General features: G+C 73.2%; 21 protein-coding genes. 12 read left to right on the forward strand and 9 right to left on the reverse strand.

Annotated features, from left to right (window positions below):
- Positions 1-28: 28 nt before the first annotated feature.
- Both ABD230_RS09155 and lpdA read right to left on the reverse strand, forming a co-directional pair.
- Positions 29-223, reverse strand: coding sequence for a hypothetical protein (locus ABD230_RS09155; protein ID WP_344372075.1), 195 nt, complete (start codon positions 221-223; stop codon positions 29-31).
- 198 nt (positions 224-421) lie between these two features.
- Positions 422-1,822: a dihydrolipoyl dehydrogenase gene (gene lpdA / locus ABD230_RS09160; protein ID WP_344372078.1), complete on the reverse strand. Its 1,401-nt coding sequence runs from the start codon at positions 1,820-1,822 to the stop codon at positions 422-424.
- 228 nt (positions 1,823-2,050) lie between these two features.
- On the opposite strand from lpdA, the gene ABD230_RS09165 reads away from it, so the two are divergent.
- The 9 genes from ABD230_RS09165 to ABD230_RS09205 all read left to right on the forward strand — a co-directional run bounded on the left by ABD230_RS09165 (position 2,051) and on the right by ABD230_RS09205 (position 9,912).
- The gene (locus tag ABD230_RS09165; RefSeq protein WP_425546220.1) at positions 2,051-2,968 is read left to right on the forward strand and encodes a DMT family transporter; all 918 of its coding nucleotides are present in this window, start codon (positions 2,051-2,053) and stop codon (positions 2,966-2,968) included.
- A 45-nt stretch (positions 2,969-3,013) separates the two neighbouring features.
- Positions 3,014-4,438, forward strand: a complete 1,425-nt coding sequence (locus tag ABD230_RS09170; RefSeq protein ID WP_344372086.1) for an amidase — start codon at positions 3,014-3,016, stop codon at positions 4,436-4,438.
- 87 nt (positions 4,439-4,525) lie between these two features.
- Entirely contained in the window at positions 4,526-4,735 is a 210-nt protein-coding gene (locus tag ABD230_RS09175; RefSeq protein ID WP_344372088.1) for a heavy-metal-associated domain-containing protein, read from the forward strand.
- Positions 4,732-7,074, forward strand: a complete 2,343-nt coding sequence (locus tag ABD230_RS09180; RefSeq protein ID WP_344372092.1) for a heavy metal translocating P-type ATPase — start codon at positions 4,732-4,734, stop codon at positions 7,072-7,074. Before ABD230_RS09175 ends, ABD230_RS09180 begins: the two co-directional genes overlap by 4 nt.
- A 62-nt stretch (positions 7,075-7,136) precedes the next feature.
- Complete coding sequence (locus tag ABD230_RS09185; protein WP_344372095.1) at positions 7,137-7,496, forward strand: chorismate mutase; 360 nt, start codon at positions 7,137-7,139, stop codon at positions 7,494-7,496.
- The gene (locus tag ABD230_RS09190; protein ID WP_344372098.1) at positions 7,493-8,461 is read left to right on the forward strand and encodes an SDR family NAD(P)-dependent oxidoreductase; all 969 of its coding nucleotides are present in this window, start codon (positions 7,493-7,495) and stop codon (positions 8,459-8,461) included. Before ABD230_RS09185 ends, ABD230_RS09190 begins: the two co-directional genes overlap by 4 nt.
- Positions 8,458-8,664 carry a hypothetical protein gene (locus ABD230_RS09195; protein ID WP_344372101.1) on the forward strand — a complete coding sequence of 69 codons (207 nt, stop codon included), beginning with the start codon at positions 8,458-8,460 and terminating at the stop codon, positions 8,662-8,664. The genes ABD230_RS09190 and ABD230_RS09195 overlap by 4 nt, the downstream gene beginning before the upstream one ends.
- A 17-nt stretch (positions 8,665-8,681) precedes the next feature.
- Complete coding sequence (locus ABD230_RS09200) at positions 8,682-9,101, forward strand: pilus assembly protein CpaE (RefSeq protein WP_344372104.1); 420 nt, start codon at positions 8,682-8,684, stop codon at positions 9,099-9,101.
- Between the two features lie 265 nt (positions 9,102-9,366).
- Positions 9,367-9,912 carry a hypothetical protein gene (locus ABD230_RS09205; protein ID WP_344372107.1) on the forward strand — a complete coding sequence of 182 codons (546 nt, stop codon included), beginning with the start codon at positions 9,367-9,369 and terminating at the stop codon, positions 9,910-9,912.
- A gap of 9 nt (positions 9,913-9,921) precedes the next feature.
- Here ABD230_RS09205 and ABD230_RS09210 read toward each other — a convergent pair whose 3' ends face one another.
- The 4 genes from ABD230_RS09210 to ABD230_RS09225 all read right to left on the reverse strand — a co-directional run bounded on the left by ABD230_RS09210 (position 9,922) and on the right by ABD230_RS09225 (position 14,098).
- Complete coding sequence (locus tag ABD230_RS09210; RefSeq protein WP_344372110.1) at positions 9,922-10,182, reverse strand: hypothetical protein; 261 nt, start codon at positions 10,180-10,182, stop codon at positions 9,922-9,924.
- On the reverse strand, positions 10,182-10,682 hold the full coding sequence (locus tag ABD230_RS09215; RefSeq protein WP_344372113.1) for an NUDIX hydrolase: 501 nt from the start codon (positions 10,680-10,682) through the stop codon (positions 10,182-10,184). The genes ABD230_RS09210 and ABD230_RS09215 overlap by 1 nt, the downstream gene beginning before the upstream one ends.
- Before the next feature lie 19 nt (positions 10,683-10,701).
- On the reverse strand, positions 10,702-13,056 hold the full coding sequence (gene purL, locus ABD230_RS09220; protein ID WP_344372116.1) for a phosphoribosylformylglycinamidine synthase subunit PurL: 2,355 nt from the start codon (positions 13,054-13,056) through the stop codon (positions 10,702-10,704).
- 223 nt (positions 13,057-13,279) lie between these two features.
- Positions 13,280-14,098 (reverse strand): shikimate 5-dehydrogenase, encoded by an 819-nt coding sequence (locus ABD230_RS09225; RefSeq protein WP_344372120.1) that lies wholly within the window; start codon positions 14,096-14,098, stop codon positions 13,280-13,282.
- Between the two features lie 346 nt (positions 14,099-14,444).
- Between ABD230_RS09225 and ABD230_RS09230 the strand changes: the two genes are divergently transcribed.
- Positions 14,445-17,594: a carbohydrate binding domain-containing protein gene (locus tag ABD230_RS09230; RefSeq protein WP_344372123.1), complete on the forward strand. Its 3,150-nt coding sequence runs from the start codon at positions 14,445-14,447 to the stop codon at positions 17,592-17,594.
- Between the two features lie 205 nt (positions 17,595-17,799).
- On the opposite strand, the gene ABD230_RS09235 is transcribed toward ABD230_RS09230, so the two are convergent.
- Complete coding sequence (locus ABD230_RS09235) at positions 17,800-18,360, reverse strand: DUF3817 domain-containing protein (protein ID WP_344372126.1); 561 nt, start codon at positions 18,358-18,360, stop codon at positions 17,800-17,802.
- Between the two features lie 75 nt (positions 18,361-18,435).
- On the opposite strand from ABD230_RS09235, the gene ABD230_RS09240 reads away from it, so the two are divergent.
- The gene (locus tag ABD230_RS09240) at positions 18,436-18,969 is read left to right on the forward strand and encodes an adenine phosphoribosyltransferase (protein WP_344372130.1); all 534 of its coding nucleotides are present in this window, start codon (positions 18,436-18,438) and stop codon (positions 18,967-18,969) included.
- Between the two features lie 40 nt (positions 18,970-19,009).
- Here the strand turns inward: ABD230_RS09240 and ABD230_RS09245 are convergent, their stop codons facing one another.
- Positions 19,010-20,605, reverse strand: a complete 1,596-nt coding sequence (locus tag ABD230_RS09245) for an AMP-binding protein (RefSeq protein WP_344372133.1) — start codon at positions 20,603-20,605, stop codon at positions 19,010-19,012.
- Between the two features lie 105 nt (positions 20,606-20,710).
- Positions 20,711-21,607 carry a formylglycine-generating enzyme family protein gene (locus ABD230_RS09250; protein WP_344372136.1) on the reverse strand — a complete coding sequence of 299 codons (897 nt, stop codon included), beginning with the start codon at positions 21,605-21,607 and terminating at the stop codon, positions 20,711-20,713.
- An 82-nt stretch (positions 21,608-21,689) separates the two neighbouring features.
- Here ABD230_RS09250 and ABD230_RS09255 point away from each other — a divergent pair, with 82 nt between their 5' ends.
- Complete coding sequence (locus tag ABD230_RS09255; RefSeq protein WP_344372142.1) at positions 21,690-22,055, forward strand: DUF1801 domain-containing protein; 366 nt, start codon at positions 21,690-21,692, stop codon at positions 22,053-22,055.
- The last annotated feature ends 88 nt before the right edge of the window (positions 22,056-22,143 follow it).

Raw genomic sequence — 22,143 nt, forward strand, 5'->3', positions numbered from 1 at the left:
GGCGCGGCGCGGCGCGGCGCGGCGGCGCTCAGCGCGAGCGGCGGCGGCGGGCCAGCCCGACCCCGAGCAGCGCGAGCCCGCCGATCGCCACGATCGGGCCGATCACGGCCCACATCGTGACCCCGGACATCACCGAGCCGGGCAGGACGCCGATGCCCTGGAGCGTCCAGATGGCGCCGGCGATCGCGAGCACGGCGCCGAGGATGATCATGAACAGGTTCACCGAACGCTCCTCTCCACGGGGGTGCCGGGGCACCCGGTTCCTACTCGAGCACGGTCCGGGAGGAGGATCCGGATGGCGCGCCGCTGCGCCATCCGTTCGGGCGGCGTGTCGCCCGGAAACTCCTCCCGTACGTGCGAGCGCGCGGCCGCAGAACACGCGGCCGCAGAGGGCGCTGCCGCAGAACGCGCGGCACACCGCCTACATGTTGATCATGTGGCCGGTGAGGCCGTGGAAGGCCTCCTGCAGCGCCTCCGAGAGCGTCGGGTGGGTGTGCACGTTGCGGGCGAGCTCGAGCGCGCCGAGGTCCCACTTCTGCGCGAGGGTGAGCTCGGGCAGCAGCTCCGAGGCGTCGGGTCCGATGAGGTGGCCGCCGAGCAGCTCGTAGTGGGTCTTGTCGGCGACGAGCTTCACGAAGCCCACGGGATCGCCGAGCCCGTTCGCCTTGCCGTTCGCCGTGAACGGGAACTTGGCGGTGATCACGTCGTAGCCCTCGTCGCGCGCCTGCTGCTCGGTGAGGCCGAACGAGGCGACCTGCGGCGAGCAGAAGGTGGCGCGCGGCATCATCCGATAGTCGCCGAGCTCCATGGTCTCGGCGTCGGCGATGGTCTCGGCCGCGACGACGCCCTGCGCCTCCGCGACGTGCGCGAGCATGAGCTTCGCGGTCGCGTCGCCGATGGCGTAGATGTGCGGCACGTTCGTGCGCATGCGCTCGTCGATCGCGATGGCGCCCCGCTCGGTGAGCTCCACGCCGGTGGCGTCGAGCCCGAAGCCCTCGACGTTCGGGGCGAACCCGACGGCCATGAGCACCTTGTCGACCTCGAGCGAGCCGTTCTGCCCGTCGGAGCCCGTGTAGCTCACGGTGACCTTCGAGCCCTGGTCGGTGACGGACTCGACCTTGGTGGAGGTGAGGATCGGGATGCCCAGGTTGCGGTACTGGCGGGTGATCTCCTTCGAGACCTCGGCGTCCTCGTTCGGGAGGGCGCGGTCGAGGAACTCGATGACGGTCACGTCCACGCCGTAGTTGCGCAGCACGTACGCGAACTCCATGCCGATGGCGCCCGCGCCGACGATCGCGATCGAGCCCGGCAGCTCGCGGGTGAGGATCTGCGTCTCGTACGTCACCACATTGTCCGAGAGCTCGACGCCCGGCAGCAGGCGCACCCTCGAGCCCGTCGCGATGATCGCGTGGTCGAACGTCAGGGACTCGACCGAGCCGTCGGACTTCGCGACGTCGATGCCGTTCGGCCCCGTGAACGAGCCGCGACCGTCGAACTCGGTGATGCCGTTCTTCTTCATGAGGAAGTGCACGCCCTTGACGTGCTTCTCGGAGACCTGGCGGCTGCGGTCGTACGCGGCCCCGAAGTCGAAGTGCACGTCGCCCGAGATGCCGAAGGTCGAGGCCTGCGCGTGGAAGATGTGCGCGAGCTCGGCGTTGCGCAGGAGCGCCTTCGAGGGGATGCAGCCGACGTTGAGGCAGACGCCGCCCCAGTACCTCTCCTCGATCACGGCGACCTTCAGGCCGAGCTGGGCGGCGCGGATGGCGGCGACGTAGCCGCCCGGACCCGCACCGAGGACGATGACGTCGAAGTGGGTGGTCATGGCGCAAGCCTAGGCGGGCGGAGCGCGATCGGCACCGGGGCCGGTTCCCCCCTGCCATCCTTCGGCGGGTTCCGGACATCGCGTTCCGGAGCCCTCGCCGCGGTGCGGCGACGGTCGTACGGTGGGCCGGTGACCACCCGATCCGACTCGCGTCCCACCACCGGGACCGCTCCTGCCGGCGCTGCGGCCGGCGTCATCGCACGACCCGGCGCCCCGCGCCGCGGCGGCCTGCGCACGTGGGCCCAGTTCCTCTCGGCCGGCCTCGTCTGGGGCGCGAGCTTCCTCTTCATGACCGTCGCACTCGGCGGCGTCTCGTTCACGCAGGTCGCCTGGACCCGCACGGTCCTCGGCGGCCTCACGCTCGGCCTCGTGGTCCTCGCCGTGCGGCCCCGCGTCGAGCGCGGCCCGGTGCTGCCCCGCGAGCCGATCGTCTGGCTGCACTTCCTCGTCATCGGCGTCGTGGGCTGCGTCATCCCGTTCCTCCTCTTCTCGTGGGCGCAGCAGAGCGTCACGTCGAGCCTCGCCAGCATCCTGAACGCGACGACGCCGATCATGACCGCGCTGATCGCGACGCTCGCCTTCCGCGTCGAGAAGCTCGACGCATCCCGCTGGCTCGGCGTGCTCGTCGGCATCGCCGGCGTCGTGGTCATCATCGCGCCGTGGCGCGCGGAGCTCGCCGGCAGCCTCGTCGGGCAGCTCGCATGCCTCGGGGCGACCGCCTGCTACGGCATCATGTTCGGCTACACGCGCAGGTTCCTGAGCGGTCGGCCGATCGCGCAGACGACGTTCGCGTTCCTCCAGGTCGGCATGGGGGCCGCGGTGATGCTGCTCCTCACGCCGCTGCTCGCGGTCGGGCCGGTCGCGCTCGACCTGCCGATCGTGGCGAGCCTCGCCGTCCTCGGCATCCTGGGCACGGGCCTGGCGTACGTCTGGAACATCGGCGTGATCCGCGACTGGGGCCCGACGAACGCGTCGACGGTCACCTACGTCACCCCGGTCGTCGGGGTCGCGCTCGGCGTCCTCGTGCTCCGGGAGCCGCTGTCCTGGAACGAGCCGGTCGGGGCACTCGTCGTGATGCTCGGCATCCTCCTCGCCCAGGGCCGGGTGCGGATGCCGCCGGCACGCCGGTCGCCGAGCCCGGCCTGACGCGGGGCCCTGTGCTCGCACGGGCCGATGTGCTTGGGTGAGCACGTGACGAGCATCCCGCAGCCCGACGGGGCGATCGACGCGACGGCGTCGGCGGCCGAGCTGGCCGAGGCGTACCGCGCCGGACGGACCACGCCGAGCGAGGTCGCGGAGGACGCGCTCGCGCGCATCGCGCGCCTCGAGCCGGTCGTGAACGCGTTCGCCGACCACGATCCCGTGCAGGTTCGACGCGATGCCGCGGCGAGCACCGACCGCTTCCGCCGGGGCGTGCCGCTCGGCCCGCTCGACGGCGTGCCGGTGACGGTGAAGGAGAACATGACCCGCGCGGGGGTTCCCGCGAGGTCGGGTTCGGCGGCGACCGATCCGGTCGTGCCGACGGTCGACTCGCCGATCCCGGCCCGCCTCGGCGAGGCGGGCGCCGTCGTGCTCGGCTCGACGACCATGCCCGACTGGGGCATGCTCTCGTCGGGCGTCTCGAGCCTGCACGGCGTCACGCGCAGCCCCCTCGATCCGTCGCTCACGGTGGGCGGGTCGAGTGCGGGCGCCGGTGCGGCGGCCGCGGCGGGACTCGGCCCCATCCACTTCGGCACCGACATCGGCGGGTCGATCCGGTTCCCGGCGGCGTGGCTGGGGCTGGCGGGCCTGAAGCCGAGCGCGGGCCGCGTGCCGATCGATCCGCCGTACCTCGGGCGAGCGGGCGGGCCGATCGCCCGGCGGGTCGGCGACCTCGCCGCGGCGATGGCGGTCGTGACCCGTCCGGACGTGCGCGACCACACGTCGCTGCCGTACGAGGCGATCGACTGGGCCGACCTCCGGGTCGACGTCCGCGGGCTCCGCGTCGGCCTCCAGCTCGACGCCGGCGCGGGACTGCCCGTCGACCCGGAGGTCGCGGCGGCGGTCCGCACGGCGGCCGAGCGGTTCGCGGCGGCCGGCGCCGAGGTCGTCGAGCTCGCGCCGTTCATCGACGATCACCTGCTCGGACAGGTCGACCGGTTCTGGCGGGTGCGATTCCGGCGCACGTACGACGAGCTCGCGCCGCCGGCGCGGGCGCGCGTGCTGCCGTACATCGCGCGCTGGGTCGCGCCCGGGGCGGACGTCTCGGGCACCGACGTGCTCGCCGCGTACGACGACCTCGGCGAGCTGCGGCATCGGACGGTGCTCGCGACCGCGGGGTTCGACGCGGTGCTCTCGCCGGTCGCGTCGATGGCGGCGTTCCCCGCGGAGCGGCCCATGCCGTGGGGCGAGGAGGACCTCGGGATGGCCCACATCGCGTTCACGCTCCCGTACAACCTATCGGGCCAGCCGGCGGCGAGCGTGAACGCGGGCACGACCACCGACGGCCGCGCGATCGCGCTGCAGATCGCGGGCCCGCGGTTCGCCGATCGCGGAGTGCTCGCGCTCGCCGAGTGGTGGGAGCGCGAGCGCCCGGCGGATGCGGGTGCGCCTCCCGTCCCGCACCGGGTTGCGTAGTACCTCTATGGGGTATACCGTTCTGGAGGATCAGGTACCCCAGTGGGGTACCCTCGATTCCGACCCGATACAGACGAGGAGCATCCGATGTCGCAGCGCGAGTACCAGGTGACCGGCATGACGTGCGGACACTGCGAGCTGTCCGTCCGCGAAGAGGTCGAGCAGGTCGCCGGCGTGGCCGACATCCGCGTCTCCGCCACCGCGGGCACCCTCACGATCTCGGCGCCCGCCGACCTCGACGACGCCGGCGTGCTCGCCGCGGTCGAGGAGGCCGGCTACTCCGCAGCGCGCGTATGACGGGCCCGACCGATCTCGCAGGCCCCGCCGCCGGCGCGCGCGTCGTCGAGCTCGAGATCGGCGGCATGACCTGCGCGTCGTGCGCCATGCGCGTCGAGAAGCGGCTCAACCGGCTCGACGGCGTCGCCGCAACCGTGAACTACGTGACCGAGAAGGCCCGGGTCACGGCGCCCGATGCGGTCGAGGCGGCCGAGCTCATCGCCGCAGTGGAGGCGGCCGGCTACCGCGCCGAGCTCCGACCGCCGGCCGTGCCGCAGCCGATGGGCAGCCCGGGCGAGTCCGTCGCCGACCGGTCGGGCCAGGGCGCCGCCGCGCCCGGTGGCCTCCACGGCGAATCCCGCGCCGACGCCGAGCTCCGAACGCTCCGGACCCGCCTCATCGGCTCGGTCGTGCTGGCGGTCCCGGTGATCCTCCTCGCGATGATCCCCGCCCTCCAGTTCACCTCCTGGCAGTGGGCCTCGCTCGCGCTCGCCGCGCCGGTCGTCACCTGGGCGGCCTGGCCGTTCCACCGGGCGGCGCTCGTCAACCTCCGGCACGGTGCGGCGACCATGGACACGCTCGTGTCTCTCGGCGTGTCGGCGGCGTTCGCCTGGTCGCTGTACGCCCTCTTCCTCGGCACCGCCGGAACGCCCGGCATGGTCCACGGCGTCGAGTCCACCGTCGCCCCGAGCGACGGCGGCTCGAACCTGTACCTCGAGGTCGCCGCGGGGGTCACGATGTTCGTGCTCCTCGGCCGGTACCTCGAGCAGCGTTCCAAGCGCGCGGCCGGGGCGGCGCTGCGCGCGCTGCTGGAGCTCGGCGCGAAGGACGTCGCGGTGCTCCGGGACGGCCTCGAGACGCGCATCCCCGTGGAGCGGCTCGCCGTCGGCGATGCGTTCGTGGTGCGGCCCGGCGAGAAGATCGCGACCGACGGCGAGGTGGTCGAGGGTCGCAGCGCCGTCGACGCGTCGCTCGTGACCGGCGAGTCGGTGCCCGTCGAGGTCGAGGCGGGTGACGCCGTCATCGGCGCGACCGTCAACGCGGGCGGGCGGCTCGTGGTCCGCGCCACCCGCGTGGGGGCCGACACGCAGCTCGCGCAGATGGCGCGGCTCGTCGAGGACGCGCAGGCCGGCAAGGCCCGCGTGCAGCGGCTCGCCGATCGCGTGGCCGGGGTGTTCGTGCCGATCGTGATCGTGATCGCCGTCGGCACGCTCGTGGCGTGGCTCGTCGCCGGGTTCCCCGCCGCGGCGGCGTTCACGGCGGCCGTGGCGGTGCTCATCATCGCCTGCCCCTGCGCGCTCGGGCTCGCGACGCCGACCGCGCTCCTCGTCGGCACCGGCCGCGGCGCCCAGCTCGGCGTGCTCATCACGGGCCCCGAGGTGCTCGAGTCGACGCGTCGGGTCGACACGATCGTGCTCGACAAGACCGGCACCGTGACCAGTGGGCGGATGTCGCTCGCGGGCGTGCACCCCGCCGACGGCGTCGGCGAGGCCGAGCTGCTGCGTCTCGCGGGCGCCCTCGAGCACGCGTCGGAGCACCCGGTCGCCGCGGCGATCGCCGCCGGCGCGGCGGAACGCGTCGGCCCGCTCCCGACGCCGTCGTCGTTCGAGAACCGCCCGGGCCTCGGCGTGCACGGCGTGGTCGACGACCGCCTGCTGCTCGTCGGCCGGCCGGCCCTGCTCGGGGAGTGGGCGATCCGGCCGGACGCCGGGGTCGCGGCATCCGTCGCCGAGGCCGAGGCGGCCGGCCGCACGGCGGTCGTCGTCGCCTGGGACGGCGTGGTGCGCGGCGCGCTCAGCGTCGCCGACGCCGTGAAGCCCACGAGCGCCGACGCCGTCGCCCGCCTGCGCCGACTCGGGCTCGAGCCGGTCCTGCTCACGGGCGACAACGCCACCGTCGCCCGGCAGGTGGCGGCCGAGGTCGGCATCGACCGCGTCGTCGCCGAGGTGCTGCCCGCCGACAAGGCGGGCGTGGTCGCGGGGCTCCAGGGCGAGGGGCGCACGGTCGCGATGGTCGGCGACGGCGTGAACGACGCCGCCGCGCTCGCCCAGGCGGACCTCGGCGTCGCGATGGGCACCGGGAGCGACGTGGCCATCGAGGCCGCCGACCTCACCCTGGTCCGCGGCGACCTGCTCGCGGCCGTCGACGCCGTCCGGCTGTCGCGGCGGACGCTCCGCGTGATCCGGGGCAACCTGTTCTGGGCATTCGCGTACAACGTGGCGGCGATCCCGCTCGCCGCGCTCGGCCTGCTGAACCCGATGCTCGCCGGCGCTGCGATGGCCTTCTCGAGCGTGTTCGTGGTCGGCAACAGCCTGCGTCTGCGCACGTTCCGCTCCGCGGTGCCGTCGACCGGGCGCTGAGCCGCGAGCCGACCGTGACGCGGGCGGTCCGCCGGGCCGCCCGCGTCGCCTAGGGTCGAAGCATGACCGCCGAGACCCCCGACCGCGACGCCGCCGCGACCGGCCCCGATGCCGCGCGCGAGCGCGACGCCGCGATCGCCGAGCTGCTCGGCATCCGCTCGAGCATCGACAACATCGACGCGGCGCTCATCCACCTGCTCGCCGAGCGGTTCAAGTTCACCCAGCAGGTCGGGCGGCTCAAGGCCCGCCACGGGCTGCCGCCGAGCGACCCCGATCGCGAGAAGCGGCAGATCGCGAGGCTGCGCTCCCTCGCCGAGGACGCGCACCTCGACCCCGCCTTCGCCGAGAAGTGGTTCAACTTCGTCGTCGCCGAGGTCATCCGCCACCACGAGGAGCTCGCCGACGGGACGGACCGCCCGTGAACTGGTATCCGGCGGCGGTGCCGCCGCAGGCCGGACGCGAGGTGCTCGTCACCGGTGCGAACGCCGGGCTCGGGTTCTTCACGTCCGCCCGGCTCGCCCGGGCGGGCGCCCACGTCACCCTGTCCGGACGCGACCCCGGGCGGCTCGCCGCCGCGGTCGCCGCGATCCGGGAGCGGATGCCGCGCGCGGCCGTCGACACGCTCGTCATCGACACGTCGTCACTCGACTCGGTGCGCGCCGGCGTCGACCGGCTGCTCGACCGCGCGCCGCTCGACGCCGTCGTGCTGAACGCCGGAATGGTGCACACGCCCTCGCGGCGGCACGAGTCCGTCGACGGCAACGAGCTCGTGCTCGCGACGAACGTGCTCGGCCACTTCGCGCTGCTCGAGGGGATCCTGCCCCACCTGTCGCGCGGTGCGCGGGTGGTCACGCTCGGCTCGCTCTCGATGCGGCTCTCGACGTTCCGCGTCGACGATCTCCAGCTCGCGCGCTCGTACGACGCGTGGCGCGCGTACGCCCAGTCGAAGATCGCGGCCACGTCGCTCGCGTTCGAGCTCGACCGGCGCCTGCGCCGTGCGGCGACCGATGCCGCCGAGGCCGTCGGCGCGGCATCCGCCACCCCGCGGGTGCACAGCCTCGTCGTCCACCCCGGGTACTCGATCTCCGGGCGCACGCCGCGCGTCCCGGGCGTGAACGAGCCGAACCGCACCGACCGCTTCGCCGACGCCCTCCAGGCGGCGTGGGCGCAGGGCAAGCACCGCGGTGCGGAGCCGATCGTGCACGCGGTGACGGCCGACGACGTCGAGGGCGGCCAGTACTGGGGGCCGGTCTGGCTGGTCAAGGGGCGTCCGGCGCTCGCGGCGTCGACGCGCACGAGCCGAGACGCGCGCATCGGCGCCCGCGTGTGGGCGGCCGCCGAGGAGGCCATCGGTCGCCCGTTCGAGGTCCCGGCGGTGCGGGCATGATCGGCGACGCCCTGTCGAAGTGGTGGTCCCGCCCCGGCGTGCGGCTGCGGATCGCGCGCGTCGTGGTCGTCGTCGGCGTCGTGCTCGGCGTGTTCGGCGTGCTGAGCGGTCGCTACGGGTTCCTCTTCGCCGGCATCGTGATCGTCGGCCTCGGCGCGGGGCTGGGTCCCGCGCGCATCCGCAAGCGGCGCGAGGAGCGGTGAGCGCGTAGCGTGGCCGCATGATCAGCCGCGACCTCGCCCTGCAGCTGCGCGACGCCGGGCTCGTCTGGCATCCGCTCTCGGGCGACCGGTTCCAGCTCGACCTGCCGAGCAACGTCGAGGCCGAGGCGGAGGCCGACACGTTCACGGTGAGCGAGATGACGATCGAGACGCACCGGCACGAGACCGGCACGATCCTGGGCTTCAACGGCACGACGGAGTGGGCGCTCGACTCCGTGGCGATCGGCGACGCGATCTGGCTGCCGCGCGAGGACCAGCTCCGCGAACTGCTGCGGGCCACGTTCCGCGGCCTGCGCCGGCTGCCCGACGCCTTCGAGGTCGAGATCGAGGTCGGCGGCGAGGCGCTCGCGTTCGAGCACCCCGAGGCGGCCGAAGCGTACGGCCTGGCGCTGCTCGCGCTCATCGAGCGCACGCGCTGAGCGCGCCGGCCGCGCCCGCGCCACCGCCCACCCGGCCGCGCACGCGCCATCCGCTGCCCCTACCCACCCACCTCGCCTCCGGGACGCCCAGTGTCCAGCCGATGTCGGCAGCCGTTCCGTCGAGCGGCACTTCTTGGACACTCGGTGAGCAGCGAGCGGTGAGCGGTGAGCGGTGAGCGGTGAGCGGCGGGCGGTGAGCGGCGCGCGCGGCGCGGCGCGGGCGGGCAGCGGGGCGCCCGGGCTCGGCGTGCGTAGGCTCGGGCACATGGACGATGCGGATGCCGCTGCGGCCGTGGCGCGGGCGCGCGAGGCCGTCGAGCGGGCCGCACGGGTGCTCGCCGAGGCATCCGCACGCACCGAGACCCTCGCCGAGTTCGTCCCGGGCCGGCGCGTGCTCGGCGTGCCGCGTGCGCCGCGCATGCACGTCGTCGGCCCGGTCTGGCGGCTCGGCGTGCTGCTGCTGGATGCCGAGGGTCGCCTCTTCGCGACGGGCCGCGTCGTGCGCGCCGAGCGGGCGGTCCGCAAGAGCATCACCGCCGGATCGGTCGCCGAGCATCGCGCGTACCGCGCTGCCGCGATCAAGGGCGGGATACCTGAGGGCGAGACGGTCGACTTCGACGCCGAGCCGCTGCCGCTCGACACGGCCGCCCTCGCCGCAGGCGAGGGGCCGCTGCGGCTCCTGCGGGGCGAGGACGGCAGCCGGTTCGTCGGCGTGCGATGGAACCCCGCGTTCGCGGACGCGATGCTGCCGCTCGACGCCTACCTCGCCGAACGCGTCGACCTGCTCGTGCACCCGCCGCAGGGTGCCTGAGGTCGTCGGTCAGGCCGGTCGGCCCCCGGGCCCGTCGTCGGCGTCGGTCCTCGCCGGGCGCTGCTCCTGCTCCGCGTTCGACTCCAGCACCGAGTCCCGCAGCCCGCGCTGCCCGGTGTGCAGCTCCTGCCACGTCTCGCCCGCACCCATGATCGGCCCGAACGCGGCGCGCATCCGGTGCCCGCGCGGCGCACGGAACGCACGCACCGTCATGCCGACGACGAGCGCCGCCGCGAACAGCGCGCCGACGGCCCCGACCACGGCCTCCATCAGAATCCGAACGCCGTCACGGCGGGCAGTCCGCCGTCGCGCCAGCCCTCGAGTGCGAAGCGCTCGTGGTGCACGACGTCGTCCGGGAGGGCCGCGAGCGGGAACCACTCCAGCGCGCTCGCCTTGTCCGGCTCGGCGAGCACCGGCTCGCCGAGCCAGCGCCGAGTGACGAAGAACACGTCGAGGCGCTGGTCGATCGGCAGGCCCGTCGGCGCCGTGCGGTGCATCGCCGTGATCGGCTCGAGGTCGGCCTCGGCGACGTCGACGCCGATCTCCTCGCGCGTCTCGCGCACGGCGCCGGCCGGCACCGACTCGCCTGGATCGACGTGGCCCGCCGCCGACGCGGCCCACCATCCGTCGTAGTACCCGGTGTTCGCGCGGCGCTGCAGCAGCACCCGATCGCCGTCGACGAGGAACACGTACGCGGCCGGGATCAGCGCGAACGTGCCGTGCGCGGCGGCGTACTCCTCGGAGTACGTCTGGCGCTCGCCGTCCGGCATCCGTCGGCCGCCGACCCGGTCAGTACCCGACGACCGGGCCGAACGCGTCGGCCAGCGGCGCGCGGTTGACCGACCGCAGCTCGTCGATCGGCACCGTGAAGGCGCCCTGCACCTCGAGCGCGCCCGACGCGGCATCCGTCACGCCGATACGGCGGACGGGGTAGCCGCGGCCCTCGCACAGCCCGCGGAAGCGCACGTCGTCCTCGCGCGGCACGGTCACGATCACGCGACCGGTCGACTCCGAGAAGAGCGCGGTCGCGAGGTCGATGCCGGCGTCCTCGGTGACCTCGCCGAGGAACACGCGGGCGCCGACGCCGAAGCGGCCCACGCCCTCGGCCAGCGCGACCGCGAGGCCGCCGTCGGAGAGGTCGTGAGCGGAGTCGACGAGGCCCTCGAGCGCCGCGGCGCGCAGGAGCTCGCCGAGCCGCTGCTCGCGGCCGAGGTCCACGAACGGCGGGGTGCCGCCGAGGTGGTCGTGCACGACGCCCGCCCACGCGGAGCCGTCGAGCTCGGCGTACGTCTCGCCCAGGAGGTAGATGTTGTGGCCGTCGTCCTGCCAGCCCGACGGGATGCGGCGCGCCACGTCGTCGATCACGCCGAGCACCGCGACGACGGGGGTCGGGTGGATCGGCACGTCGCCGGTCTGGTTGTAGAAGCTGACGTTGCCGCCGGTGACGGGGATGCCCAGCTCGAGGCATCCGTCGGCGAGGCCCGTGACGGCCTCGGCGAACTGCCACATGACCTCGGGGTTCTCGGGGGAGCCGAAGTTCAGGCAGTCGGAGATGCCCATCGGCGTCGCGCCGGTCGCGGCGACGTTGCGGTACGCCTCGGCGAGCGCGAGCTGCGCGCCCGCACGCGGGTCGAGCTGGCAGTAGCGCCCGTTCGCGTCGGTCGCGACCGCGACGCCGAGCCCGGACTCCTCGTCGACGCGGATCATGCCGGCGTCGTCGGGGGCGGCGAGGGCCGTGTTGCCGAGCACGTAGTGGTCGTACTGGTTGGTGATCCACGAGGCATCCGCCTGGTTCGGGGAGCCGACCAGCTGGAGGAACTGCGCGCGGAGCTCGTCGCCGGCGTCGTCCGCGGGGCGCGGCAGCGACGCCGCCGTGTCGGCCTGCAGCGCCTCGAGGTACGACGGAACGACCATCGGCCGCTCGTAGACGGGGCCGTCGACCGCGACCGTGCGCGGGTCGACGTTCACGATCTCCTGGCCGCGCCACGTGATGCTGAGGCGGCCCGTGTCGGTCACCTCGCCGAGGACGCTCGTCTCGACGTCCCACTTCTGCACGACCTCCATGAAGCCGGCGAGCTTCTCGGGGCGCACGATCGCCATCATGCGCTCCTGGCTCTCCGACATGAGGATCTCCTCGGGCGTGAGCGTGGGGTCGCGCAGCAGCACGTCGTCGAGCACGATCGACATGCCGCCGTCGCCGTTGGCCGCGAGCTCGCTCGTCGCGCACGAGATGCCGGCCGCGCCGAGGTCCTGGATGCCTTCGACGAGGTCGCCCTGGAAGAGCTCGAGGCAGCACTCGATGAGCACCTTCTCGGCGAACGGGTCGCCGACCTGGACCGCGGGGCGCTTGGTCGGGCCGCCCTCGGCGAACGTGTCGGACGCGAGGATCGACGTTCCGCCGATGCCGTCGCCGCCGGTGCGCGCGCCGAAGAGCACGACCTTGTTGCCGACGCCCTTGGCGTTCGCGAGGTGCAGGTCCTCGTGGCGAAGCACGCCCACGGCGAGCGCGTTCACGAGCGGGTTCTTCTGGTACGTCGGGTCGAACCAGGTCTCGCCGCCGATGTTCGGCAGGCCGAGGCAGTTGCCGTAGAAGCTGATGCCGGCGACCACGCCGTGCACGACGCGCGCGGTGTCGGGGTCGTCGATGGCCCCGAAGCGCAGGGCGTCCATGACGGCGACCGGGCGGGCGCCCATCGAGATGATGTCGCGGACGATGCCGCCGACGCCGGTCGCGGCGCCCTGGAAGGGCTCGATGAAGCTCGGGTGGTTGTGCGACTCGATCTTGAACGTGACCGCCCAGCCCTCGCCGATGTCGAGCACGCCGGCGTTCTCGCCGATGCCCACGATGAGGTGCTGCTTCATCTCGGGCGTGACCTTCTTGCCGAACTGGCGCAGGTGCACCTTGCTCGACTTGTACGACGCGTGCTCGCTCCACATGACGGAGTACATGGCGAGTTCGGCGCTCGTCGGGCGACGGCCGAGGATGTTGCGGATGCGCTCGTACTCGTCGGGCTTCACGCCGAGCGCCGCGTAGGGCTGCTCCTTCTCGGGGGTCGCGGTGGCGACCTCGACGGTGTCGAGCACCGGCGTCGAGGGGGCTGCGGCCTCGTCGTGGGCAGCGGTCGTGGCGGGTGCGTCAGTCACGGTGTGGCGAGCTCCTGGAAACGGCGGCGAGACGGATGCCGCGGGCGGATGCCGGTCCCCCCGAGTCTACCCGCCGTGCTCACCTGAGCAGGCCCTCCCCGCCACCGCCCACCCCCTCGCCCTTCTCAGGAGTTATCCGGCGTGTCGCGTCTGTTAGCGGCGTGTCCTCCTGAGAAACACGCGGCTCGAGCCGGCCGCTCCTGAGAAAGGTGAAACGCTTCGGTCAGGGCTCGGCGCGGGAGAAGGCGGCGGCGCGCTCGACCTGGTCGCGCGTGAGCGCGACGCCCGTGTAGCGCTCGAACTGGCGGGCGGCCTGCAGGGCCACGACCTCGGCGCCGGTGATGACGGGGGTGCCCGCGGCGCGGGCCGCCGCGATGAGCGGCGTCTCGGCGGGGAACGCGACCACGTCGAAGACCGTCGTGGCGCGCGAGATGAACGGCTCGGCGAACGCGAGTGCCGCGGCATCCGCCCCCTGCATGCCGAGCGGCGTGACGTTCACGATGACGTCGAAGGATGCCTCGGGGTCCTCGGCGACCCACGCGTAGCCGTACTTCTCCGCGAGCGCCGGCCCGGCCCCGGCGTTGCGGGCGAGCACCGTGAGGTCGTCGAACCCGGCGCCGCGGAACGCGGCGACGACGGCCTTCGCCATGCCGCCCGACCCGCGAACGACGACCCGCGCGGCAGGGTCGAGGCCGTGTTCGGCGATGAGCTGCGCGACCGCCTCGTAGTCGGTGTTGGATGCCGTGAGCCGGCCGTCGTCGTTGACGATCGTGTTGACCGACTCGATGGCCGCCGCGGAGTCCTCCATGACGTCGACGAGCGGGATCGCGGCCTCCTTGAACGGCATCGACACCGAGCAGCCGCGGAAGCCGAGTGCGCGCATGCCGCGGATCGCGCCCTCGAGGTCGTCGGTCGTGAACGCCTTGTAGAGGAAGTTCAGCCCGAGTTCGTCGTAGAGGAAGTTGTGGAACCGCGTGCCGAGGTTCGACGGGCGGCCCGACAGCGAGATGCAGACCTGCATGTCCCTGTTGAGGATCGGCATGCGGCCATTCTCGTCGCCTCGCGCTCGTCGCATGCGATCCGGCAGTTCGGCCGTTGTCCGGGCATTGGTTCGTGCGGCCCGTGCGTCGAGGCTCGCGATGCTCGAGGCCGAATATGTTGTGAGAGCGCTCTCTCTCGTCGACCTCCGGTGAGCGGTTTCCCGGGTACCGGGCGCCGCAACCGGACAGCGCGATCCGCGATCCCAGTGTTCACTAGGGGCTTGTGCGAACCGCGACGGGCTGCCTACCCTGTCCGGGACCACTTCGGTCGATCCCTTCCCCAACTGCAATGGAGCACGAATGGACTCGAGAATGAGAGCGCTCTCACGCCGAGGCGTGGGAGCACTGGTGGCCGGAGCCGTCGTCGCGGCACCGTTCGCGGCGTCCGCGCCGGCATCCGCGGCGGGCAGCATCGCCGTCATCGCCGACTTCGAGGGCGGCGCACCCGACGGGTTCTTCTCGTACGGCTCGGCGGGCTTCGGCATCGTCGACGTCGCCGCGGACTCGCCCGACGCCAAGCCCGGCCAGTCCGGGCCGACGAAGGTCGTCTCGTACGGCTGGGACGTCACCGCGCCGGGCTCGTTCGGCGGCATCGGCCAGACGTTCGCCGGCGCACGCGACCTCAGCGCCTTCGACGGCGTGACCCTCATGGTCGACGGCTCGGGCAGCGGTGCCGTCTACCAGGTCGAGCTGTTCGACGGCGGGGCGAACGCCGACGCCTCCGAGCGCTTCGACGTGGACGTCGTCGACGACGTCGACGGATGGCAGGAGGTGCGCCTGCCCTGGTCGGCGTTCACGCGCGCGACCGACTACCAGCCCGGCGGCGCGCCCGACGACGGACTCGGACTGACCTCCGTCTGGGGCTACGCGATCCCGGCCGTGAACGGCGCCGACACGATCCGCATCGACGACATCGCCGCCTTCTCCGACTCGGACCTCACGCCGTCGGTGTCGTTCTCCACGAGTGCGGTCTCGGCCATCGAGGGCGACGCGTTCGACGTCGAGGTCCGGCTCGACCTGCCCTCCGACGTGCCCGTGACCGTCGAGCTCGGCGCCGTCGACGGCACCGCCACGCTCGCGGACGGCGACTACGCGGACCCGACGACGACCGTCGAGTTCGCCCCGGGCGAGACGACCCGCACCGTCGAGATCGCCACGACCGCCGACGACGCCGAGGAGGCCGACGAGACCTTCACGCTCGAGCTCGCCGCCCCGTCGGGCGCCCAGCTCGGTTCGCTCGCGAGCCTCGAGGTGACGATCCTCGACGATGACGGCGAGGTCGTCGGGCCGCCGAGCGGCCGGACGACGATCGTCGACGACCACGAGTCGCCGCTCGTGCGCGGCGACGCCGGCGGCATCCCCGTCGGCTGGTTCGAGGCGCAGGACCCGAGCAGCACCGTCGCGTTCGAGCGCACCGACGCCCCGCCGGCACCGGTGCCGGGCGCCCCCGAGGGCAACGACGTGCTGCAGGCCGACTTCGACGTGACGAGCTTCGGCGTCGTCGTGCGCAACTTCACGAACGAGGCCGCCGACGCCTGGACGACCGAGGACTGGTCGACCTACGAGGGCATCGGCTTCTGGATGTACGGCAACGGCTCGGGCACCGACCTCTTCCTCGACCTGCTCGACAACCGCAACCCGGGTTCGACGACCGACGACGCCGAGCGCTTCGTCGTCTCGTTCTCCGACGACTGGCGCGGCTGGAAGTTCCTCACGTTCGACTTCGACGAGTTCTCGCGCAAGAACATCGGCAACGGCGCCCCCAACGACGGGCTGACCCTCACCGACATGCACGGGTACGCGTTCGGGTCGCTCCGCACGACGACGCCGCAGACCTTCCTCTACGACGACGTGCTCGTCTACGGCGAGGCCGAGCCGCCGGCGCTGTCGGTCGGATTCGACCGGTCGGGGTACGAGGTCGACGAGGGCGACACGGCGACCGGCGTCATCCGCCTGAACCGTCTCGCCGAGACCGACGTCACCGTCGACTGGGCCTCCGAGGCGACCGAGGCACGCACCGCGACCGAGGACCTCTCGGCGACCGCCGACCGCGACTTCACCCCCGCGAGCGGGCAGGTCACGATCCCGGCGGGCGAGCGCGAGGCGACGATCGAGCTGCCGACCATCGAGGACGGCAAGCACGAGGTCGACGAGACGTTCCTCGTCCGGCTCTCGAACCCGCAGGGCGCCGAGTTCGGCTTCGTGCGCACCGCCACCGTCAGCATCCAGGACGACGATCCGATCGACCCGACGCTCGTCGAGGACTTCGAGACGGAGCCGTGGCTGTACGACGTCACGGGCGACGCCGAGCTCACGACGCGCGAGATCGCGGCGGACGACGCCGACGCGTACGACGGCCAGGCCGCCTACGAGGGCGTCGCCGACTTCACGCACACGGGCACCGCCACGATGACGCGCGAGTTCGCAGGCGGCCAGGACTGGTCCGACGCCGATGGCATCAGCTTCATGGTGAACGGCACCGGGAAGCCCACCCGCATCACGGTCGGCATCCAGGACGACCCGGCGCCCGACGCCGGCCCCGACACCTGGGAGCTCGCGTGGAGCGACGAGTTCGACGGCCCCGCGGGCGCGCCCGCGAACCCCGAGAACTGGACGTACGAGACCGGCGGCTGGGGCTGGGGCAACGACGAGCGGCAGTACTACACCGACAGCACCGACAACGCGGCGCTGGACGGCGACGGCAACCTCGTCATCACGGCCCGCGAGGTCGACGGCGAGGCGGAAGGCCTCGAGTGCTGGTACGGCCCGTGCGAGTACACCTCCGCGCGCCTGATCACCGAGCAGAAGCAGGAGTTCGAGTACGGCCGCATCGAGTCGCGCGTGCAGCTGCCCGAGGGCAGCGGCATCTGGCCGGCGGTGTGGTCGCTCGGCACCGACTTCCGCGAGGTCGGATGGCCGCAGACCGGCGAGATCGACATCATGGAGTACGTCGGACGCCTGCCGAACGAGATCTTCGGCACGATCCACGGCCCCGGCTACTCGGGCGGCCAGTCGTACGGCGGCATCTACGACTTCGGTGCGCCCGTGCCCGACGGCTGGCACGAGTTCGCCGTCGAGTGGACGCCCGACGAGATCGTCTGGGAGGTCGACGGCATCGCCTACCATCAGGCCGACCCGGCGGATGTCGCGCCGAACGAGTGGGTCTTCGACCACCCGTTCTCGCTCATCACGAACATCGCGGTCGGCGGCAACTTCGGCGGCGCCCTCGGCGACGACCTCGAGTTCCCGCAGTCGCTCACGGTGGACTACGTGCGCTTGTACCAGGCGCCCGACACGGCCGAGCGGTTCGTCGCGGGCATCACCGACCGCACGGTCGGATGGCACGAGGTGACGATCCCGTTCGATGCCTTCAAGCGGGCCGACGAGCAGCCGGCGGGGGCGCCCGACGACGGGCTGACCCTCACCGACGTACAGGGCTACTCGCTCACCTTCGCCGGCACGGGCACGCACTCGATCGACCGCGTGACGATCGAGTGACCCGGACCCCGTAGCCCACGGACGAGGGCGGGGCGGATGCCGCGGCATCCGCCCCGCCCTTCGTCGTGCCCGTCGGCCCGTCGTGCGTTTCTCAGGAGTTATCCGGCGGGTCGCGACGCGGAGCGGCGTGTCGTCCTGAGGAACGTGCGGATCGCGGAGAACCCTCCTGAGAAACGCAGTCCAGCGAGCGTGGCGCGGCGGGTCGTCAGTCGCGCCCGCCGGGCGGGCCGATGAGCAGCAGGATCGTGAAGACGGCGGCGATGCCGAGCACGGCGAGCACCGTCAGCAGCAGCGGGCGCGCGAGGAACCAGTGCAGCATCCGGTTGACCGCGTTGCCGTCGGCGGGGTGATCGGTGGGCTGCCGGCGCCACGGCCCGTCGAGCTTGTCGCGGCGCAGGAGCCACACCTCGAACGGGATGGTCGCATAGGGGACGATCGCGAACACGACGCCCAGCAGGATGAGCCCGAACGGCCACCGCTGGTTGACGCCGACGAGCGCCGCCGTGAACGCGTACGCCAGGAAGACGAAGCCGTGGATCGAGCCGCCGACCAGCACCGCCCAGTCGAGCCCGAGCGTCGCCCGCATGATGAGCGCGGTGATGAGGATCGTCCACGTGATCGCCTCGGCGATCGCCAGCATCCGGAACAGCCGCTTCGGCGTGAGGCCGGGCGCGACCGAGGTCACGGGGGTCGTGACGGGTGGGAGGTGGAGCGTGTTGGAGATGGTGGCGGGCGTCGGGTTCGCATTCGCATCGGGGGAGCTCACCGCCCCATCCTCGCAAACCGGCGGTCCGCCCGCATCGAACGAAGGATGGACGGAGCGCCGCAGTAGGGTGATCCGGTGAACGACGCGCAGGTCCGCGAGCTCGTCGAGTCGAAGCTCGCGACGATCCCCGACTTCCCCGAGCCCGGCGTGGTGTTCCGCGACCTGACGCCGGTGTTCGCGGACGGGCCCGCGTTCCACGCGCTCTCGGAGGCACTGACCACGCCGTTCGCCGGCCGCTTCGATCACCTCGCCGGCGTCGAGGCGCGCGGCTTCCTGCTCGCCGGCGCCGCATCGGTGCTGTGCGGCGCCGGCGTGCTCCCGGTCCGCAAGGCGGGCAAGCTGCCCCGCGCCGTGCTCCGCGAGGAGTACGACCTCGAGTACGGCTCGGCCGCCCTCGAGGTGCACGAGGGCGAGCTGGCGCCCGCCGCCCGGGTACTGATCGTCGACGACGTGCTCGCCACGGGCGGCACCGCACTGGCGGCGGCGCGCCTCATCGAGCGCGCCGGATGGCAGGTGGCCGGCATCTCGGTCGCGATCGAGCTCGACGCGCTCGGTGGACGCGCCCGGCTCGACGACCGCTACGACGTGCGCAGCCTGCTGCAGTACTGAGCCCGCTCCGCGGCCACGGCGCGGCCGCGGGCCGTCCCGCTCAGCCGCGCGCGGCGGCCTCCCGCGCCCGGAGGTCCTTCCGCAGGATCTTGCCCGACGCCGACTTCGGCACCTGCTCGATGAACTCGACCACGCGCACCTTCTCGTGCGGTGCGACGTGCTCGGCGACGAACGACATGACGGACTCCTCGTCGAGCGACTGCCCGGCCTGCACGACGACGAAGGCCTTCGGCACCTCCTGGCCGTCGGCGTCGAGCGTGCCGATCACCGCGGCGTCGGCGATCGCGGGGTGGCCGAGCAGCACCGCCTCGAGCACGGCAGGCGCGACCTGGTAGCCCTTGTACTTGATGAGCTCCTTCAGGCGGTCGACGATGCGGAAGACCCCGTCGGCCGTCACGGTCGCGACGTCGCCGGTGTGGAGCCATCCGTCGGGGTCGAGCATGTCGGCGGTCGCGTCGGGCCGGTTCAGGTAGCCCGCCATGACCTGCGGCCCGCGGATGAGCAGTTCGCCGGGTGCGCTCGCCGTGCCGTCGTCGGGCACCTGGACGTCGTCGCCGGACTCCGGGTCGACGATGCGCGCCTCGGTGCTCGGCAGGAGCACGCCGATGCTGGAGCGGTCGAGGTCGGTGCGGTCGACGGGGATCACGTGCGTCACCGGGCTCGTCTCGGTCATGCCGTAGCCCTGGCACACCGTGCAGCCCAGCCGCGAGGCGACGAGCTCGGCGAGCGCGCCGTCGAGCGGCGCGGCGCCGGAGAACACCACCTTCACGCTCGAGAGGTCGAACTCGTCGACCATCGGGTGCTTGGCGAGCGCGACGGCGATCGGCGGCGCCACGAACAGCCACGTCGCACGGTGCTCGCTCACGATGCGCAGGAACTCGGCGAGGTCGAACCGGGGCATCGTGACGAGCGCGGCGCGCTGGCGGAGCGCGAAGTTCAGCAGCACGGTCATGCCGTAGATGTGGAAGAACGGCAGGACGGCGAGGACCCGGTCGCCCTCGGCGAGGCCGATCGTCGCGCGGCACTGCGCGACGTTCGCGACGAGGTTGCGGTGCGTGAGCATGACGCCCTTGGGCAGCCCGGTGGTGCCCGAGGAGTACGGCAGCACCGCGACGTGCGTGGCCGGATCGAAGGAGACGTCGGGCGCGGTGCGTCCCTCCCCGAGCAGGTCCGCGAGCGACGGATGCCCCGGGGCGCCGTCGAGCACGACGACCTGCTCCGCGGGGATGCCGAGCCGGTCGGCGGCCGCCGACGCGCCGGGCAGGAGCGGCGTCACGGTGACGAGCCATCGTGCGCCGGCATCCTCGAGCTGGGCGGCGATCTCCTCGGGCGTGTACAGGGAGTTGATCGTCGTCGCAGTGGCGCCGGCGCGGAGGATTCCGTGGAACACCGTCGCGAACGCGGGGACGTTCGGGCACAGCACGGCGATCACGTCGCCGACGCCGAGGCCCCTCGCCGCGAGCGCTCCGGCGAACCGGTCGACCTGTCCGAGCAGCTGGCGGTACGTCGTGACGGCCCCGCTCGTGCCGTCGATGAGCGCGGCGTCGTCGAGCGCGGCCGGGTCCAGGCCGCCGAAGAGGTACTCGTGGACGGACACGTCCGGGACGTCGATGTCGGGCGACGGGCTGTGGACCATGCGATCTCCTTCGATCAGCGGCTGCGACCCATCATGCCCCGCCGCCCGCCCCAGCGGGAGCGCCGTCCGGCCCGCGCCGCGAGGACGGCTCGGAGCGATCCCCGCTCAGGCGACGTCGGCGGCGCACCGGAAGCCGAGGTGCGTCGTCGCGGAGTCCTCGGCCTGCGCAGAGCGCGCCGCCGGGCGGTAGCGGCGGCAGTACTCCGGCGCGCAGAGGTGCGACCCGCCCTTGGTCGTCCGCATCGAACGCGACGGTGCGGCGCCCGAGAGCAGGTCGCGGCGCTCGCCGCGGTCGACGGATGCCGCATCCGGCGGTACGTGCCGGGGGGTGAACGCGTCCGAGGTCCACTCCCAGACGTTGCCGATGACGTCGACGAGGTCGTATCCGTTGGGCGCGAACGTGCCGACCGGCGACGTGCCGCCCCATCCGGCGTTGCGGTACGGGAAGTCGCCCTGCCAGGTGTTCGCCATCACGGCGCCGCCCGGCATGCGCTCGTCGCCCCACGCGAACTCGGCCCCGTCGAGGCCGCCGCGCGCGGCGTACTCCCATTCCGCCTCGGTCGGCAGCCGACGCCCCGCCCACTCGGCGTACGCCGTCGCGTCCGCGAACGAGACGTGCACGACCGGGTGGTCGAGCCGGTCGTCGATGCCGGAGTCCGGTCCGAACGGATGCCTCCAGTCGGCGCCGGGGACCCACTGCCACCACCGGCGCCAGTCGCGCAGGTCGACCGGGCCGTCGGTGGGCGTGAAGACGAGCGATCCGGGCAGGCGATCGGCCTCGGGGACGTCGGCGAACTCGACGGGGTCGAGCGGGCGCTCGGCGACGGTGACGTAGCCGGTGGCCGCGACGAACTCGGCGAACTGCGCGTTGGTGACCGGGTGGCGCTCGATCGCGAACGGCGCGACGGTGCGCGCGTGCTGCGGCGCCTCTTCGGGGTAGTGGTGGTCGCTGCCCATGCGGAACGTCCCGCCGGGGAGGGTCACGAGCTCGCTCAGGGCCATTCGTTCAGGCTACCCGCGCTGCGGGACGCCCCCGCCGCGCGGTCCGGTGGCCGCGGCGGCGCCCCGGTGCCATACTGCGGGCATGGTCCGGCACGATCCGACGGTGGACGCGTGGTTCGAGCGGTACGACAACCCGCAGCACGACCTCGTGATGGCGGTGCGCGACGCGGTGCTCGAGGCCGACGACCGCGTGACCGAGACGATCAAGTGGCAGGCGCCGACGTTCGCGTACCGCGGCAACATCGCCTCCTTCTTCCCGAAGGCGAAGGCGCATGCGAGCCTCATGTTCCATCGCGGCGCCGAACTGCCCGACCCGGAGGGCCTGCTCGAGGGCGAGGGCGAGACCTCCCGCGTGGCGAAGTTCGCCGACGCCGACGACCTCGAGCGCAAGCGCGCGGCGCTCCAGGGCCTCGTGCGCGCGTGGATCGCGGCGCGCGACGCGGACTGACCGGAGCGCCGTGCTCCCTCGGCGCGGCCTCGGTCGACGCTGGGCAGTGCCCGTGAGGAGCGCCCTCGGCTTGCGGCGCCCTCGGGGG

It is taken from the genome of Agromyces tropicus, assembly GCF_039531345.1.
GTDB lineage: Bacteria > Actinomycetota > Actinomycetes > Actinomycetales > Microbacteriaceae > Agromyces > Agromyces tropicus.

Bases quoted from the DNA above. Each gene is read 5' to 3' on its own strand.
- lpdA (WP_344372078.1), bottom strand. From the start codon at position 1,822: ATGACCACCCACTTCGACGTCATCGTCCTCGGTGCGGGTCCGGGCGGC.
- ABD230_RS09175 (WP_344372088.1), top strand. From the start codon at position 4,526: ATGTCGCAGCGCGAGTACCAGGTGACCGGCATGACGTGCGGACACTGC.
- ABD230_RS09180 (WP_344372092.1), top strand. From the start codon at position 4,732: ATGACGGGCCCGACCGATCTCGCAGGCCCCGCCGCCGGCGCGCGCGTC.
- ABD230_RS09185 (WP_344372095.1), top strand. From the start codon at position 7,137: ATGACCGCCGAGACCCCCGACCGCGACGCCGCCGCGACCGGCCCCGAT.
- ABD230_RS09195 (WP_344372101.1), top strand. From the start codon at position 8,458: ATGATCGGCGACGCCCTGTCGAAGTGGTGGTCCCGCCCCGGCGTGCGG.
- ABD230_RS09200 (WP_344372104.1), top strand. From the start codon at position 8,682: ATGATCAGCCGCGACCTCGCCCTGCAGCTGCGCGACGCCGGGCTCGTC.
- ABD230_RS09205 (WP_344372107.1), top strand. From the start codon at position 9,367: ATGGACGATGCGGATGCCGCTGCGGCCGTGGCGCGGGCGCGCGAGGCC.
- ABD230_RS09210 (WP_344372110.1), bottom strand. From the start codon at position 10,182: ATGGAGGCCGTGGTCGGGGCCGTCGGCGCGCTGTTCGCGGCGGCGCTC.
- ABD230_RS09215 (WP_344372113.1), bottom strand. From the start codon at position 10,682: ATGCCGGACGGCGAGCGCCAGACGTACTCCGAGGAGTACGCCGCCGCG.
- ABD230_RS09225 (WP_344372120.1), bottom strand. From the start codon at position 14,098: ATGCCGATCCTCAACAGGGACATGCAGGTCTGCATCTCGCTGTCGGGC.
- ABD230_RS09245 (WP_344372133.1), bottom strand. From the start codon at position 20,605: ATGGTCCACAGCCCGTCGCCCGACATCGACGTCCCGGACGTGTCCGTC.
- ABD230_RS09250 (WP_344372136.1), bottom strand. From the start codon at position 21,607: ATGGCCCTGAGCGAGCTCGTGACCCTCCCCGGCGGGACGTTCCGCATG.
- ABD230_RS09255 (WP_344372142.1), top strand. From the start codon at position 21,690: ATGGTCCGGCACGATCCGACGGTGGACGCGTGGTTCGAGCGGTACGAC.